We start from the raw sequence: 14,662 nt of genomic DNA, 5'->3' as shown, positions 1-14,662 counted from the left end.
GTTTGCTGCACCCCCTAGGGTCCGCGAAGGATGGATCGGGCTCGTGCTGCTGGACACTCTGCTGGCGGTGCGGCGCCGCAGCGAAGCACTGATCGCACCTCTGGAACCTGAAGACCTGATGCTCCAGGGGATGGCCGATGCCAGCCCACCCAAATGGCATCTGGGCCATACCAACTGGTTCTTCGACACCTTCGTGCTGCACCCCCATGCAGCTGGACATCAGGCCTGCGACCCGCTCTGGAGCTATCAGTTCAACTCCTATTACGACGCCGTCGGAGCGCGTCACCCCCGGCCGCAGCGAGGGCTGCTCAGCCGTCCGGCCATCGGCGCGGTGCTGGCCTGGCGCCAAAGAGTCGATGCCGGTCTGGAGGTACTGCTGCAGGAGCCGCCTAAAGAAGTTGAGGTCTTGGTGCAGCTCGGCCTGCAGCACGAGCAACAGCACCAGGAACTGCTGCTGATGGACCTCTTGGATGGCTTCAACCGCCAGCCCTTGGAACCCGTCTACAACCTTGAAGCTGAGCTGACTGTGACCCTGGAGGAGGAACAGTGGCTGGCCTGCCCCGGCGGGCTGACGGAGATCGGCCACCAGGGCGAGGGGTTCCACTTTGACAACGAGACGCCGCGGCACCGGGTGTGGATGGAGCCGTTTGAGCTGAGCAGCTGTCTGGTAAGCAACGCCGGCTACGCCGGCTTCATCGCCGATGGGGGCTATCAACGGCCCGAACTTTGGATGAGTGAAGGCTGGGCATTGGTGCAACAGCACCGATGGCAGGCGCCGCGCTACTGGCGGGGGTACAACCACGAATTCACCCTGGCGGGCCGCCGCCGCCACGACCCCAAGGCACCGGTGCGCCATCTGAGCTGGTTCGAAGCGGACGCCTATGCCCGCTGGAGCGGTGCCCGGCTCCCCACCGAAGCGGAATGGGAACACGCCCTTGGCCTGCATGGCGCTGCCATGCAGCACGCCCACAGGGTGCTGTGGCAGTGGACCGCCAGTGCCTACAGCCCCTATCCCGGCTTTCGCCCAGTGGAAGGGGCCATCGGCGAATACAACGGCAAATTCATGAGCTCCCAGATGGTGCTACGCGGCAGCAGCTGGCTCACGCCCCCGGGCCACGAGCGCAACAGCTACCGCAATTTTTTCCCGCCAGCGAGCCGCTGGATGGCGGCCGGCATCCGTCTGGCCCGATGAGCATCAGCCTGCTCAACCTCCACCCGCCCCCGGCGGATCTACAGCGCCTGGTTCGGGATGGCTTGCAGCGCAGCCCTCGCCAACTGCCGGCCTGGATGCTCTATGACGCCGAGGGATCACGGCTGTTCGCCGAGATCTGCCGGCAGCCGGAATATACGCTCACCCAACGCGAAATCGCCCTGTTAGAAAACAACGCAGCCACCATCGCCGCCGCCACGGGCCCCGGGATGGTGGTGGAATTCGGCATCGGCAACGCCCGCAAAGTGGATCCGCTGCTCACAGCTCTTGGCAGCAGCGTCTTCGCCGCCTTGGACATCAGCCTCAGCGCCCTGAAGGAGGCCCTCTCCGGCCTCGCGGCCCGGCACCCCAACACCGCCATGGTGGGTATCTGCTGTGACCACACCCGGCTGGAGCAGCTACCGCAGCATCCCGGCCTGGACGGCCAACGACGCATCGGCTTCTTTCCTGGCAGCTCATTGGGCAACTTCACTCCAGAGGAGGCTGTTGACTTTCTGCGCAATGCCCGGCAGCTGCTGGCTGGAGGGCCGCTGCTAATGGGGCTGGATCAACCCCGCGAGCCGGCCCTAATGGAGGCCGCCTACGACGATGCCGCAGGCGTATCCGCCGCCTTCGCCCGCAACCTGCTGCAGCGGCTTAACCGCGAACTCCAGGGCGATGCCGATCCCACGCAATTCCGCTATCGGGCCCACTGGCAGGCAAAGCAACAGCGCATTGAAATGGCACTGGTGAGCACGCAGGACCAGACCGTGCAGCTGGGCGGTGAGGCCTGGTTCTTTCGCCAGGGCGACACCTGGATCACCGAACACAGCGTCAAATACTCCCCGGACGCAGCAGCCGCCCTCGCAGCCCAGGCCGGCTGGCGGATCCAACGACGCTGGACCGATCCACACCAGCAGATCGCTCTGCATCTGCTTTTGCCGGCAAACTGAGCCCAGACATTGCTCCCAGGAGCTCAGGCGGCATGAAATCAGACGAACGGCGTCAGGCCATCAAAGGACAGCGTGAGCAGCTAATCGAAGACCTAGAGGCGGTCTACATGGCGGCCTTCGATCGCCTGGGAGAACTGGAAGGTGAAGTGGGAGAAGTGAAAGCAGCGCAACTCACCCAGATGATCCTCAACTCCAAAACGGCCGCGATCGAACCCCTGGAGAAAGAGATCGAAAAACCGGTGATCACCACCCCAGGCGAGGCATGAGCAGCTGGCTGGAGCAGTTGGAGCGAGAACTGGACGCCCGGCTCTCCGCCTTTCTGCGCAACAATCCCGTCCAGGAGCACCTGTTCAGCGAACAGCACCTGAATGATCGGGCGGCAGCCTTGCAACGGCAACGTCAGCAACTGCAGGGCGAAGCGATGCAGCAACGCCAGCAGCTGCTGAGGCTGGCCGAGGACGTACGGGCCTGGCGCAGCCGGGTGGAGCGTGCCAAGGCAGCCGGCGCAGCCGATCTAGCCGGGCGAGCCGAACAACATCTCACCAGCCTGATGAACCAGGGCCGTGCCCTCTGGGCCGACCTGGAGGATCTGGGACGCCGCTTCAACGAGGTGGAGGGACAGCTGCAGGAGCTTCACCAGCAAAAGCAAACGCCCAGCCCTTCAACACTGGAAAAAGACTGGGCGTTGTTTGAAGCAGAACAGGAGCTTGAACAACTACGCCGCGACGCTGGGCTGAGTTAAGTCAGGCCTTGGGCGCGGGTGGCTCCAGACTGACCCCCTCGGGCGGAGGTGTGGGATCCGGATCAGCGATCAACATGTGCTGAAGCACGATTTCCGGGCGCTCACTGTCGCGCCAGCGGATGCGGTAGGCGGGCATTTTGGTACCACGGCTGGTGGTCTGCTCCACAGGCTCCATCACCCATCCCCGGCGGGAACGGCCCTGGGGATTCCGCTTGACCACGGCATCAGCGTGCTTGAAGCGAAACCCGACGCGTTCTCCACTCATGGGGATAGAACCATGCCACTTCTCCCATTATTCCACTGAGGGTGGTTCTCCCTTGCGGGACTCCGGCCGCAGCAGCGGGAAGGCGATCACGTCCCGAATCGAAGGGCTATCGGTGAGCAGCATCACCAGCCGGTCGATGCCGATCCCCAAACCTCCGGTGGGGGGCATGCCCACCTCCAGGGCCGTGACGAAATCCTCGTCCAACCCCTGGGCCTCTAAGTCACCCGCCGCCTTGCGCGCCTGCTGGGCCTCAAGGCGCTGGCGTTGATCCACGGGATCGGTGAGCTCACTGAAGGCATTGGCGTGCTCGCGGCCAACGATGAACAATTCAAAGCGTTCCACCAAGCCGGGCTTGCTGCGATGGGGGCGAGCCAGGGGCGAAATCTCCACCGGGTAATCGGTGACGAAGGTGGGCTGAATCAAGGTCGTCTCCACCGCTTGCTCAAAGGCCTCATTGAGCAGACGGCCCACCGAGTCGGCCAGCTCAGGGGCGTGCAAGCCTTTAGCGGCCATCGCCGCCGCCGCAGCCTCCCGGCTGCTGAAGCTGTTGAAATCAAGCCCCGTCACGTCCTGCACGAGATCATGCATCGTGGCTCGCCGCCACGGGGGTGCCAGATCGATCTCGGTGCCCTGATAGGTGATGGTGGTTATGCCGCAGACCTCTTGGCACACCGCGCTGACCATCTGCTCGGTGAGCTCCATCATCCCGAGGTAATCGCTGTAGGCCTGATAGATCTCCACCGAGGTGAACTCGGGGTTATGGCGGGTGCTGACCCCTTCATTGCGGAAGATCCGGCCGAGCTCATACACGCGCTCAAAACCACCCACCACCAGGCGCTTCAAGTGCAACTCGGTGGCAATCCGCAGGGTGAGAGGCAGGTCGAGGGCGTTGTGATGGGTCTCAAACGGTCGAGCGTCAGCACCACCAGGTTCGCTCTGAAGCACGGGGGTCTCGATCTCGAGGAAATCGCGCTGATCGAGCCAGCGACGAATGCCACTCACCAGGCGAGCCCGGCGCCGGAACGTTTCCCGGCTGTCGGGAGACACCACCAGATCCAAGTAACGCTGGCGGTAGCGCTTCTCCACGTCGGCCAGACCATGCCACTTGTCAGGAAGAGGCTGCAATGCCTTGGTGAGCATGCGCCAGTCGCTCACCTTCACCGACAGTTCACCGCGATCGGTGCGACGCAAGGTGCCGCTCACCCCCAGCCAGTCGCCGCTGTCCACCAACGCGGTGATCTGTTTGAACCATCCCTCCTGCTGGGCCTCCAGACCCGCCTTCTCCAGAAACAGCTGGATGGAGCCCGTCTCATCAGCCAGGGTGAAAAAGGCCAGCTTTCCCATCACCCGGCGGGTCATCACCCGTCCCGCCACGGAAACACGCACGTCCCGCTCTTCCCCCTTGGGTAGATCGGCGTGGGTCTCCTGCAGTTCAGCCATGCGGTGGCTGAGGTTGAAGGTGAGGGCATAGGGACCCTGCCCCATCTCCTCCAATATCTTCGCCTTTTCCAGACGGGTGTCGCGCAGCTCAGACACAGAAGCAGGTCAGTCGGGCGCCATCCTGCCCGCCCGCGGGTTAATCAACCTGCTGCCGAAGCTTCACCCATACGTTGGGAGGCATAACCAATACCCCGCACTGTCAGGATTAACTCGGGATTGCGGGGGTCAGGCTCCAGTTTTCCGCGCAACCGTGCCACATAAACATCCACTACGCGAAGGTCTGCCGCACGGCGGGGGGGATAGCCCCAAAGCTGCTCAAGAATCTCTGCCCGCGGCACAACGTGACCGGGATCGCGGAACAGCAACTCCAAAAGGCTGAATTCCGTATAAGTGAGGTTGATCCGCTCTGAACCTCGGGTGACTTGGCGTCTGTTGGTATCCACCACCAGATCGCCCAGCCGCAAAACACCTTGCCCCGTGGGCAATTCACGGCTTTCAACGACAGCATTGCCCCGACCCACCCGGCGCAAAATTGTTGAAATACGAGCTTCCAGTTCCTTGGGGCTAAAAGGTTTGGGCAAATAGTCGTCAGCCCCAAGATCCAATCCAGCGACTCGCTCGGAGATCGCTTCAACAGCGGATAGGAAAATAATCGGTACGCAGGATTCTGCCCGCAGGCGCCGACATACCGCAAAGCCATCCAGCTTGGGCAGCATCACATCGAGCACCACAAGATCGGGCGACTCGTTGTGGAACATCTCCAGAGCCTGCTCACCATCTTCTGCGCAGATGACGCGGTAGCCCGACAGCTGCAGGCGCATCACCAGAACGCGTCGGACCGCAGCCTCGTCATCAACGACAAGAATGGTCGCTTTCGGTTGTGAGGGCAGGTTGCCCGTCATCCGAATAAAATCTTTAACGAGGTGCAACCTTACCTGTCAGGACATGGAGATCGACGCAAACACCATGGCGCGCAGGTGGTTTACCGATTGTTTTAAGAATTGCCGGCAACCTCAGGCCAGCGAGAACGGGCATATCTGTTCCATTCCGACGCGGCAGCTGCTAGAGCCTGCTGAGGGCTGACCTGGGCCAACATCGCCCGCTGCAGCTGGGTGTAGATGATTTTCTGCAGACGCTTGATACCCGGCAGCGCCGGCACCAACACCCTGGCCCGGTCCAACGTGCTGGCCGACAACAAACGGGCCTGGCGAATCTGACGCTCCGCGGCTGAACCGGGAACCTCCTGCTCCAACGCCTCACGCACCCGGGCAAGGGCCTCCAGCGACGACGGCAACACCCGAGCCTCGGCTGCAAAGCGCGCCTGTTGATCAGCATTGGTGAGAAAAAGCGCCAGATCCACGGCCTCTTGGGCGCGCTGGCTCTGACGCGGCACCGCCAAGGTCATCAAGGCCACATTGGCGGTGCCATCTGCACCGGTCACCGGGGGATGGGGTTCCGTCACCACGGCCACCCCTGGCGCATTGGTCTGAATGCTGCGCAGGAATTCCGCCCCAGTAGCAGCCAGCGCCAGATCACCGCTTTGGAACAACTCGATCGCCCGGCGTTGCCCCTGGCTCACCACCTCGCGGGGCAACAGCCCCTCCCGGTACAGATCAGTCCAAAAACGGAAGGCCCGAAGCCCCGCAGGGCTGTCGAAGGCAGCCCTGCGTTGGTCATCCAGCAGGGTCACCCCCATCTGCACCAAAGTTTCCAGGAGCTCGGCCGAGTCATCCGGAACGGTGGTGAGGAAGAGGCCGTAGCAGCCCGTGCGCTCGCGGATGCGGCGGGCGAAAGCGGGAACCTGGTCCCAGCCGGTGGGCGGTGCCGCAATCCCGGCTTGATCCAACAGGGCCCGGTTCACCAGACTCAGTCGAACTGTGAGATACCAGGGCACCGCGATCTGGCCAGCATTGGGGTCATGGCAGGCCTGCCATACAGATGGCAGATAGCTGCCAGCGGCGTCCGCCGGCAGCAGCGGGGTCAAGTCGGCCAGTCCACCCTTGCTGGCCAGGTTGGCCGCAAAAGGCGGATTGAGATTCACCACATCCGGGGCCGTGCGGGCAAACACCGCCGCCAGCAACTTGCGTTCCACCGACCCCCAGGGCAGATCCGTCCAGCGCACAGGGGCACCCGGATTGAGGCGGCTCCAATCCCCCAAAACATCCGCGAAGTAGGGGTTGAAATTTGGAGCCAATTGCAGGGTCCACAACTCCAATGCCCTGGTCCTTGGGTTCTTCGGACCGCAGGCCGTGAGTCCCAGAGCCGCTGCCCCCAGCAGCAGATCCCGACGGGTGAGCCTCATGAGGGAACCCTCCTTCGCCAGAGCAACAACTGCAACGACACCAACAACGGTGCCAACAAACCCGTCACCAGGGCCTGGCAACACAGAGTCTGCAGACCCCAGCTCTGGGTGAGGGGATCCAATGCACCGCCTTGACGCAACCAGAGCTGAAGGATCAACGACAAGCCAAGACCAACCGAACCGAGCCAGGCCAACAAACCCAGATTCAGACTGCGTTGAATCGGTGCTGCGCGCCGGCCCAGCCGGCCCCACCACCAGCCCAGCAGAAACAAGGCCGGCACCTGACTCAAACCACCGAGGTTGAGGCCATCCAGCACCAGCCCCAAAGTCACACCCGCCAATGCCCCCGACACAGGACCGTCGACCAGAGCCCAGGGCAACAGCCAAAGCACGGCCCAGGCAGGACCGACCCCATCGATGGCCAACCAAGGCGGCGACGCCAAGGCCAGCAACGGCACTACCAGGGCTGAGGCCACACAGATCGGTTGTCGGTGCAGACGAGGCATGTCAGTGGTTCTCATCTCAACGCGTCTGCACTTGCACCCAGTCGATCGCCTCCGGTGCTGCGATCAGTTGCACCACCGCCGTAGGCGCAGGAACCGCCTGCTCATCCACCGACTGAATCACCCCTACCGGCACGTTGGGGGGCAACAGGGTGCTGGCCGGCGAAGTGGCGACGAGATCCCCCGGACGCACATCGGGATCCTTGTCGATGAAACGGAGCGACAGGCGACTGCTGCCGCGGCCCACAAGTAATCCATGGCGACGGCTGCGGGGAAGCCAAACGCCGATTTCGTGGCCGGGCGCGGTGAGCAACTTCACCCGAGCGGTAGCAGGGGTGACGCTGGCGATGCGACCCACCAAGCCTCCAGGGCCCAAAACAGCATCGCCCGGGCCCAACCCCTGCAGCGAACCCTTGCCCAATTGCAGCTGCTGCCACCATCCCCGCGGCGAGCGGGAGATCACAGCAGCTGACACCTCGCCATCGGCCAATCCCTTTTGCTGCAGCTCCAGCAGACCGCGCAGGCGCCGGTTATCTCTTTCCAACAGCTGCAGACGGGAGCGCTCCTCCAGATCCGCCGCAGCCGTGACCCATTCCCGCTGGGCAGAGCCAGGCCAGAAGGGTCGGCTGAGCAAGGCGTAGGCATCGCTGAAACCAGCGCCCTTGCTTAAGCGCACCAACAACAGTCCCACCACTAACAGCAGCCAGGGGATGAGTTGCCCCAATCCACGCCAGCGGCTCTTGCCGGGACGGAGCGTTGGGGCCATGGCTTCAGGCGCCTGCTGCGGAGCGGACGAATTCCGGGGTATCAACCACCCGCTGCAGACGCTTCCAGTCCTCCAACACTTGGCCGCAACCGTTCACCACGCAGAGCAGGGGGTCTTCGGCGATGTGTACAAAGATGCCGGTCTCATGGCTGATTAGGTCGCTGATGCCCCGTACCAGGGCGCCACCGCCGGCCAGCATGATGCCGCGATCAACGATGTCTGCCGCTAGCTCGGGGGGCGTGCGCTCCAAGGTGCGCTTCACCGCTTCGACGATCACGTTGAGAGGTTCTGCAATCGCTTCCCGCAGATCACCGGCCTTGAGATTGATGGTGCGCGGCAAACCAGAGAGCAAGTGCAGACCCCGCACATCCATGGACTGCTGATCGAATTCGTCGTCCGGAAAGGCGGAGCCAATGCGGATTTTGATCTCTTCAGCCGTGCGCTCGCCAACCACCATGTTGTGCACCTTTTTGAGGTACACACCGATGGAGTCGCTGATTTCATCGCCGGCTACACGCACGGATTCACTCAGCACCGTTCCGCCAAGGCTCAACACAGCCACCTCGGTGGTGCCGCCACCGATATCCACAATCATGGTGCCGACGGGCTCGGTGACCGGAAGACCAGCACCGATGGCTGCCGCTACCGGTTCATCGATCAGGTGTACCTCACGGGCACCAGCCATACCGGCTTCTCGCACTGCGCGCCGCTCCACGCCAGTCACGCCACTGGGAATGCCCACCACCAGACGTGGCGCCATGATTCCGCGCCCCTCATTGCCCTTGGTGATGAAGGTTTTGAGCATCTGTTCGGCGGCATCAAAATCCGCAATCACCCCGTCGCGCAGCGGACGGACAGCCCGGATGTTTCCGGGGGTACGCCCAAGCATCAACTTGGCTTCATCGCCCACGGCCATGGTGGTGCCTCGCTCGAGGTCGAGAGCCACTACGGAGGGCTCCTGCAACACGATGCCGCGTCCTGAAACGTATATAAGAGTGTTGGCGGTGCCCAGGTCGATGCCGATGTCGCGCGACAGCTGGAAACGACGGAAGAACACAGACACCGCAGTCAGGTCGCCGGATCATAAGGGCGTTCTGAGCACTTGCCTGTTACACCCAGCGGCTTGGGTGGAACTCATTAAAAGCAGTCACTCAACCGGTGCCGCATCATGAGTCCAAATTCCGGAGATGAATTGTCTATGGGCGTTAATTCAGTCACCCTCGTCGGCCGTGCCGGCCGCGATCCCGAAGTGCGTTACTTCGAATCAGGCAGCATGGTGGCCAACCTCACCATGGCGGTGAACCGTCGCAGCCGCGACGATGAGCCCGACTGGTTCAACCTTGAGATCTGGGGCAAGCAGGCTCAGGTCGCCGCGGACTACGTGAAGAAGGGATCCCTACTCGGCATCATTGGCAGCTTCAAGCTTGATCGCTGGACCGACCGTGCCAGCGGTGAAGAGCGCAGCAAGCCTGTGGTGCGTGTTGACCGGCTCGAACTGCTCGGCTCCAAACGCGACAGCCAGGAGGCCGCCGGCAGCTTTGGCGGCCAGGCCTCCGATGAGGACATCCCCTTCTGAGCCCCCGGCCAGAGGGAGGCCCCCACGCCGGTGATCAGTCGGAGGACTGACGCCGGCGCCAGATGCGCAGGCCCACCCAAATCGCGCCAGCCAGCACCGACACCACCAGCAGCACCTTCACTGCTTTGGAGACAGGGTCAATCCAGATCTCAACGTTGCTGTAGCCCTCTCCGAGAACCATGCCTGCCACGGTGAGCAGAACCGTCCAGATCAGGCTGCCGGCAGTGGTCCAGACCAGGAACGGCGCCATCGACATCATTTCAATGCCTGCCGGCACTGAGATCAGCGTGCGAATGCCAGGAACCAGACGCCCCCAGAACACCAGCGCGGTGCCATAGCGGCTGAACCAGCGGCGGCTGCGGGCCAACTCATCGGCACTGATGCCAATCCAACGACCGTGACGTTGCAACCAAGCTTCGATCCGTTCCTCGTTGATTAACCGTCCGATGCCATACCAGGGCAAGGCGCCGAGGACCGTGCCCAGCAAACCGGCCAGGACCACAGGCACAAGGTCAAGCTGACCCTGCTGCACATAAAAGCCCCCCAGGGGCATGATCAGCTCAGACGGGATCGGCGGGAACAGATTCTCGAGAAACATCGCCGCGAAAATCGCGGTGTAACCCAGCCACTGGTTCGCCTCAACCGCCTGGCCGATCAACTCCGGCAGCTGTGTGATCAAATCAGAAAGCCCCATGGAGACTGCGCTGGATGGCGCAAGTCTTCCATGGGGCCGTGAGGATCAGATTTCGATCCGCTGGATCGTGATCAGTAGCGGTAGTGGTCGGGCTTGTAGGGGCCTTCAACGGGCACATTGATGTAGTCGGCCTGATTCTTACTTAGCTCGGTGAGCTTGGCGCCGATGCGGCCGAGGTGAAGGCGAGCCACCATCTCATCGAGGTGCTTGGGCAGCACATACACCTCTTTGCCATACTCGTCGCCCTTGGTGAACAGCTCGATCTGGGCCAACACCTGGTTGGTGAAGGAATTGCTCATCACAAAACTGGGGTGGCCGGTGGCGCAGCCCAGGTTCACCAGGCGGCCTTCCGCCAACAGGATGATCCTGTTGCCGCTGGGCAGGGTGATGTGGTCGACCTGAGGCTTGATGTTCTCCCACTCGTAGGCCTTGAGGGAGGCGACATCGATCTCGTTGTCGAAATGGCCGATGTTGCAGACGATGGCCTCGTCCTTCATCTTCACCAGGTGCTCGTTTCGGATCACCTGGTAGTTGCCGGTGGCGGTCACGAATATGTCCATCTCCTCAACAACGTCCTCGAGACGGACCACGCGGTAGCCCTCCATGGCGGCCTGCAGCGCGCAGATCGGATCCACTTCCGCAATGCAGACAGTGGCACCGAGACCACGCAGGGACTGGGCTGACCCCTTGCCCACATCGCCATAGCCGATCACCAGGGCCTGCTTGCCCGCCACCATCACGTCGGTGGCGCGCTTGATGCTGTCCACCAATGACTCTCGGCAGCCGTAGAGGTTGTCGAACTTGCTCTTAGTGACCGAGTCGTTGACGTTGATGGCAGGGAAGGGGAGTTCACCGCTTTTCTGCATCTTGTAAAGACGCGCTACACCAGTTGTGGTCTCCTCGGTCACGCCCTGGATCTGGGCCTTGGTGCGGGAGTAGAAGTTGTGGTCTTGGGCCAACTTCTTCTTGATCGAAGCGAAAAGGAAGGTCTCCTCTTCGTTGCCGGGGTTGTCCAGAACGGTGATGTCCTGCTCGGCCTTGCTGCCCAGCATCACCAGACCGGTGGCATCGCCACCGTCGTCCAGGATCATGTTGGGTGAACCGCCGTCACCCCACTCAAGGATGCGGTGGGTGTAGTCCCAGTACTCCTCCAGGGTCTCGCCTTTGACGGCGAAGACCGGAATGCCCTTGGCGGCGATGGCCGCAGCGGCATGGTCCTGGGTGGAGAAGATGTTGCAGGAGGCCCAGCGAACTTCTGCTCCGAGCTCCACCAGGGTCTCGATCAGAACCGCGGTCTGAATCGTCATGTGCAGAGAGCCAGCGATGCGGGCACCCTGCAGGGGCTTCTCGCTGCCGTACTTCTCGCGCAACGCCATCAGACCGGGCATCTCGGTCTCGGCAATGTCGAGCTCCTTACGGCCGAAATCGGCTTGGTTGATGTCGGCAATGACGCAATCGACGCCGAGCTTCAGCTCAGCCGGGGACGTGGGCGCTGCCACCATGGTTTTAATGCTCCCTAAAGCAAACGTGGAGTTGAATCTCTGCAGAGACGCCGAGGCTTCGGGCTCGCTTGAGCCGGACTCTACAGGGCATGTCTGGGCTCTTGAGACCATTGAGACGACCCAGGCCCTAGGCCGATCCCTCGCTCGCGAACTTCCACGGGAAGCAATTCTTCTACTCAGTGGCCCCCTGGGGGCCGGCAAAACATCGCTGGTGCAGGGGCTGGCCGAAGGCCTCGGGATCAGCGAGCCGATCACTAGCCCCACCTTTGCCTTAGCGCAGCACTATCCCCAGGGAACACCGCAGCTGGTGCATCTCGATCTCTATCGCCTGGAGCACCCGGCCGCCGCCGATGAGCTGTTTCTGCAGGAAGAAGAAGAGGCGCGCGCGGCAGGAGCGTTAATGGCCGTGGAGTGGCCGGAACGGCTGGGTCTTGATCTGCCGGAAGCCTGGAGGCTCGAGCTGATTCACCAGGACGAAGGCCGGCTCGCTCAGCTCACCGCTCCCAGGAAGGCCTCCACCTGAGCCTGCGTGGGCTGCGGATCAATAGCACCGGCACCGCCGCAGACCAAGGCACCACAGGCGGCAGCAAAACGGATGCGCTCAGGGGGCGCGGCGGCCCACCAGTGCAAGAGCCCGGCCGTGAAGGCATCGCCGGCACCGGTGGTGTCCACCACGGCGGAGGGCTGAAAGGCGCACTGCTGACCTGAGTCAGCACCCAATTGCCAGCGCACGGGGGCCGCTCCATCGGTCACCACCACATCCGGCCGCTGGGGCAAAGCCTGCTGAATCGCGCCGGGATCGTCAGTGTTGAAGAACCAAAGCGCTTCCTCCCGCGCCAACTTGATCAGAGCCGCCTGGTCCAGAAGCGGTTGAATCGCAGCCTTCGCTGCTGAGGACGGCCCTGCCCCCGGATCAGCGGTGACATCCCAAAAAGTGGGGCGCCAGTTCACATCAAGGGCCATCGCCGTTCCTTGGCTCCGGGCCTGGCGCACGGCCGACAACAAGCCCGAAGCCGACGTTGGTGCTGCTAAAGGCAGTGTGCCAATCAGCAACCATCGGACCTGAGGCAACGCAGCCGGCTCCAAAGCCTGGTCGGCGAAACCAGCCCCTTGATCCCCGGCAAAGCCCTGAAACTGCCGTTCCCCATCCAGCGCACGGCGCACCAACACGATTCGACTGGGACGCTCGGCATCCCGCTGCAGCAGCTCGGTATCGACACCACGCTCAGCAAACAATCTGGAAAAGGCCTCGCCGATGGCGTCCTGCCCCAAGCGACCAACAAAGGCCACGGGGGTCCCCAAGCGGGCCAATCCACAGGCCACATTCGCTGGCGCTCCTCCCAAACGGTCGTCCACCGGCCGATCCACCTCGGGATTACCTCCGGGCGGCCCAAGCCGATCGATCAAGGCTTCACCGAGACAGACGACAACGGAACCAAGCGCCATCCGACCGCATCCTGACACTCCCTAAGAGTGGGCAGAGCTTTCCAAGCTGCCAAGCAGCGCCTCAATGATTCGCGCATTGGCGGATGGGAAGGCGTAGTTCCCTAGGTCATCCGGCCGCACCCAACGCACCTGCTGACTGGCAAGGGGCTGCGGCTCTCCCGAGACCCAGTCGCAGAGATGAACCACAAAGCGCAGCTTCTTGTGGCTGTAGGCGTGATCCACAGTGATCAGTTCAGTGCCGACCGTCACCGCAATGCCGAGCTCCTCCTTCAGCTCGCGGGCAATGCAGGTTTCGATCGTTTCGCCTTGTTCTTGTTTGCCACCGGGGAACTCCCACATCCCCCCCAGCAGACCTTCCTCCAGGCGCTGGTCAATCAACACCTCCCCGTCCGCGTTGATCACGACTCCCACACCGATCGCCTGGAAGGGCAGGGGCTTGAGGGCTTCGGTCACGGGCCAAAGGCGAGGATCGCCGGCAGCGTAAGCAGCGCAGTGGGATTGCCAGGGGCAGCGGTGGCAGTCCGGCTGGCGGGGGGTGCAAAGCGTGGCCCCTAGATCCATCAACGCCTGGTTGATATCCCGTGGCCGAACCGAATCAAGCAGAGCCTCACTCCAGCACCAGAACAAGGCGTCGTCGCGGGCCGGCGGGCGCGGATGAGCCTTCAATCGCGCCAGAACCCGTTTGACGTTGCCATCCAAAATCGGCAAGCGGAGATTGAAGGCACTGGATAAAATGCTCCCAGCAGTGGTGCGGCCGATGCCCGGCAACACCATCCACTCCCCCAAGGTGTGGGGCCAGGCTCGACCCACCAGCAGCTGCGCCGCCTCATGCAGCCGGCGGGCACGTGAGTAATAGCCAAGGCCCTGCCACTGCAGACGGACCTGATCCAGGGACGCCGCGGCCAACTCTTCCACAGTTGGAAATGCCTCCATCCATCGCATCCAATAGGGGAGCGCCACGGCCAACTGGGTCTGCTGCAGCATTACTTCGGCAATCCAGATGCCATAGGGATCGAGGTCCTGCTCCGGCGCTGGACGCACACCACCAGGCAACTGCTTCCAGGGGATACCGCCGCGGCCATGGCGCTCCCACCAGGCCAGCAAGGCTGTCGACAGAACCGCTGCATCGGTCTCGATCAACGCGTCCATGGGTTCGCCATTGGCATCAGAACGGGGCCCGGGCAACTACCGTCCATCCAAGCGGGTGGCTCGCCAGGATGCACTGGCGCAGCAAGCCAAAGCGTGAGCCCAAGCAACAACCTCTGGAGCTGGAACGAGCGATTA

Annotated in this window: 17 protein-coding genes; 6 read left to right on the top strand and 11 right to left on the bottom strand. The window is 62.7% G+C overall.

Going from position 1 to position 14,662, the window contains the following annotated elements; translation table 11 throughout:
• The first annotated feature begins 43 nt into the window (after positions 1-43).
• Genes egtB through FZZ85_RS04435 form a run of 4 tightly spaced genes read left to right on the top strand, consistent with a single transcriptional unit; the run spans position 44 to position 2,884 of the window.
• Positions 44-1,192, top strand: a complete 1,149-nt coding sequence (egtB, locus tag FZZ85_RS04450; RefSeq protein ID WP_226412636.1) for an ergothioneine biosynthesis protein EgtB — start codon at positions 44-46, stop codon at positions 1,190-1,192.
• The gene (gene egtD / locus FZZ85_RS04445) at positions 1,189-2,142 is read left to right on the top strand and encodes an L-histidine N(alpha)-methyltransferase (RefSeq protein ID WP_226412634.1); all 954 of its coding nucleotides are present in this window, start codon (positions 1,189-1,191) and stop codon (positions 2,140-2,142) included. The genes egtB and egtD overlap by 4 nt, the downstream gene beginning before the upstream one ends.
• Before the next feature lie 32 nt (positions 2,143-2,174).
• A complete protein-coding gene (locus FZZ85_RS04440; protein ID WP_226412632.1) occupies positions 2,175-2,408 on the top strand; it encodes a hercynine metabolism small protein in 234 nt (77 codons plus the stop codon).
• Positions 2,405-2,884, top strand: a complete 480-nt coding sequence (locus FZZ85_RS04435) for a hercynine metabolism protein (protein ID WP_226412630.1) — start codon at positions 2,405-2,407, stop codon at positions 2,882-2,884. Before FZZ85_RS04440 ends, FZZ85_RS04435 begins: the two co-directional genes overlap by 4 nt.
• 1 nt (position 2,885) lies before the next feature.
• Here the strand turns inward: FZZ85_RS04435 and FZZ85_RS04430 are convergent, their stop codons facing one another.
• From FZZ85_RS04430 to FZZ85_RS04400, 7 genes are all read right to left on the bottom strand, one after another.
• The gene (locus FZZ85_RS04430) at positions 2,886-3,149 is read right to left on the bottom strand and encodes a hypothetical protein (RefSeq protein ID WP_006851112.1); all 264 of its coding nucleotides are present in this window, start codon (positions 3,147-3,149) and stop codon (positions 2,886-2,888) included.
• A 27-nt stretch (positions 3,150-3,176) separates the two neighbouring features.
• Complete coding sequence (gene lysS, locus FZZ85_RS04425; protein ID WP_226412628.1) at positions 3,177-4,685, bottom strand: lysine--tRNA ligase; 1,509 nt, start codon at positions 4,683-4,685, stop codon at positions 3,177-3,179.
• Between the two features lie 44 nt (positions 4,686-4,729).
• A complete protein-coding gene (rpaB, locus tag FZZ85_RS04420; protein ID WP_186572165.1) occupies positions 4,730-5,491 on the bottom strand; it encodes a response regulator transcription factor RpaB in 762 nt (253 codons plus the stop codon).
• 92 nt (positions 5,492-5,583) lie between these two features.
• The gene (locus FZZ85_RS04415; protein WP_226412626.1) at positions 5,584-6,891 is read right to left on the bottom strand and encodes a sugar ABC transporter substrate-binding protein; all 1,308 of its coding nucleotides are present in this window, start codon (positions 6,889-6,891) and stop codon (positions 5,584-5,586) included.
• Positions 6,888-7,397 (bottom strand): rod shape-determining protein MreD, encoded by a 510-nt coding sequence (locus tag FZZ85_RS04410; RefSeq protein WP_226412624.1) that lies wholly within the window; start codon positions 7,395-7,397, stop codon positions 6,888-6,890. The genes FZZ85_RS04415 and FZZ85_RS04410 overlap by 4 nt, the downstream gene beginning before the upstream one ends.
• 16 nt (positions 7,398-7,413) lie before the next feature.
• Positions 7,414-8,160, bottom strand: coding sequence for a rod shape-determining protein MreC (mreC, locus tag FZZ85_RS04405; RefSeq protein WP_226412622.1), 747 nt, complete (start codon positions 8,158-8,160; stop codon positions 7,414-7,416).
• 4 nt (positions 8,161-8,164) lie between these two features.
• A complete protein-coding gene (locus tag FZZ85_RS04400) occupies positions 8,165-9,217 on the bottom strand; it encodes a rod shape-determining protein (protein ID WP_011363141.1) in 1,053 nt (350 codons plus the stop codon).
• Between the two features lie 141 nt (positions 9,218-9,358).
• Between FZZ85_RS04400 and FZZ85_RS04395 the strand changes: the two genes are divergently transcribed.
• Positions 9,359-9,736, top strand: coding sequence for a single-stranded DNA-binding protein (locus tag FZZ85_RS04395; RefSeq protein ID WP_226412916.1), 378 nt, complete (start codon positions 9,359-9,361; stop codon positions 9,734-9,736).
• A gap of 34 nt (positions 9,737-9,770) precedes the next feature.
• Here the strand turns inward: FZZ85_RS04395 and FZZ85_RS04390 are convergent, their stop codons facing one another.
• Together FZZ85_RS04390 and ahcY are read right to left on the bottom strand one after the other, a co-directional pair.
• A complete protein-coding gene (locus FZZ85_RS04390) occupies positions 9,771-10,430 on the bottom strand; it encodes a DedA family protein (protein WP_226412620.1) in 660 nt (219 codons plus the stop codon).
• Positions 10,431-10,501: 71 nt separating this feature from the next.
• Positions 10,502-11,932 carry an adenosylhomocysteinase gene (ahcY, locus tag FZZ85_RS04385; RefSeq protein WP_226412618.1) on the bottom strand — a complete coding sequence of 477 codons (1,431 nt, stop codon included), beginning with the start codon at positions 11,930-11,932 and terminating at the stop codon, positions 10,502-10,504.
• Between the two features lie 7 nt (positions 11,933-11,939).
• Between ahcY and tsaE the strand changes: the two genes are divergently transcribed.
• A complete protein-coding gene (gene tsaE / locus FZZ85_RS04380; protein ID WP_226412914.1) occupies positions 11,940-12,455 on the top strand; it encodes a tRNA (adenosine(37)-N6)-threonylcarbamoyltransferase complex ATPase subunit type 1 TsaE in 516 nt (171 codons plus the stop codon).
• Here the strand turns inward: tsaE and FZZ85_RS04375 are convergent.
• Together FZZ85_RS04375 and mutT are read right to left on the bottom strand one after the other, a co-directional pair.
• Positions 12,422-13,378 carry a carbohydrate kinase gene (locus tag FZZ85_RS04375; RefSeq protein ID WP_226412616.1) on the bottom strand — a complete coding sequence of 319 codons (957 nt, stop codon included), beginning with the start codon at positions 13,376-13,378 and terminating at the stop codon, positions 12,422-12,424. The two genes, tsaE and FZZ85_RS04375, sit on opposite strands and share 34 nt — an antisense overlap.
• Before the next feature lie 21 nt (positions 13,379-13,399).
• On the bottom strand, positions 13,400-14,527 hold the full coding sequence (gene mutT / locus FZZ85_RS04370; RefSeq protein WP_226412912.1) for an 8-oxo-dGTP diphosphatase MutT: 1,128 nt from the start codon (positions 14,525-14,527) through the stop codon (positions 13,400-13,402).
• Between the last annotated feature and the right edge of the window lie 135 nt (positions 14,528-14,662).

The sequence above is a fragment of the Synechococcus sp. MU1642 genome (assembly GCF_020514115.1).
Taxonomy (GTDB): domain Bacteria; phylum Cyanobacteriota; class Cyanobacteriia; order PCC-6307; family Cyanobiaceae; genus Parasynechococcus.
The sequence above is the reverse complement of the archived record's forward strand: the minus strand, read 5'-3'. Positions and strand labels throughout refer to the sequence as shown.

Bases quoted from the DNA above. Each gene is read 5' to 3' on its own strand.
- FZZ85_RS04390 (WP_226412620.1), bottom strand. From the start codon at position 10,430: ATGGGGCTTTCTGATTTGATCACACAGCTGCCGGAGTTGATCGGCCAG.
- FZZ85_RS04375 (WP_226412616.1), bottom strand. From the start codon at position 13,378: ATGGCGCTTGGTTCCGTTGTCGTCTGTCTCGGTGAAGCCTTGATCGAT.
- ahcY (WP_226412618.1), bottom strand. From the start codon at position 11,932: ATGGTGGCAGCGCCCACGTCCCCGGCTGAGCTGAAGCTCGGCGTCGAT.
- FZZ85_RS04410 (WP_226412624.1), bottom strand. From the start codon at position 7,397: ATGCCTCGTCTGCACCGACAACCGATCTGTGTGGCCTCAGCCCTGGTA.
- mutT (WP_226412912.1), bottom strand. From the start codon at position 14,527: ATGGACGCGTTGATCGAGACCGATGCAGCGGTTCTGTCGACAGCCTTG.
- egtD (WP_226412634.1), top strand. From the start codon at position 1,189: ATGAGCATCAGCCTGCTCAACCTCCACCCGCCCCCGGCGGATCTACAG.
- tsaE (WP_226412914.1), top strand. From the start codon at position 11,940: ATGCTCCCTAAAGCAAACGTGGAGTTGAATCTCTGCAGAGACGCCGAG.
- rpaB (WP_186572165.1), bottom strand. From the start codon at position 5,491: ATGACGGGCAACCTGCCCTCACAACCGAAAGCGACCATTCTTGTCGTT.
- FZZ85_RS04435 (WP_226412630.1), top strand. From the start codon at position 2,405: ATGAGCAGCTGGCTGGAGCAGTTGGAGCGAGAACTGGACGCCCGGCTC.
- FZZ85_RS04440 (WP_226412632.1), top strand. From the start codon at position 2,175: ATGAAATCAGACGAACGGCGTCAGGCCATCAAAGGACAGCGTGAGCAG.
- FZZ85_RS04395 (WP_226412916.1), top strand. From the start codon at position 9,359: ATGGGCGTTAATTCAGTCACCCTCGTCGGCCGTGCCGGCCGCGATCCC.
- FZZ85_RS04415 (WP_226412626.1), bottom strand. From the start codon at position 6,891: ATGAGGCTCACCCGTCGGGATCTGCTGCTGGGGGCAGCGGCTCTGGGA.
- mreC (WP_226412622.1), bottom strand. From the start codon at position 8,160: ATGGCCCCAACGCTCCGTCCCGGCAAGAGCCGCTGGCGTGGATTGGGG.
- FZZ85_RS04430 (WP_006851112.1), bottom strand. From the start codon at position 3,149: ATGAGTGGAGAACGCGTCGGGTTTCGCTTCAAGCACGCTGATGCCGTG.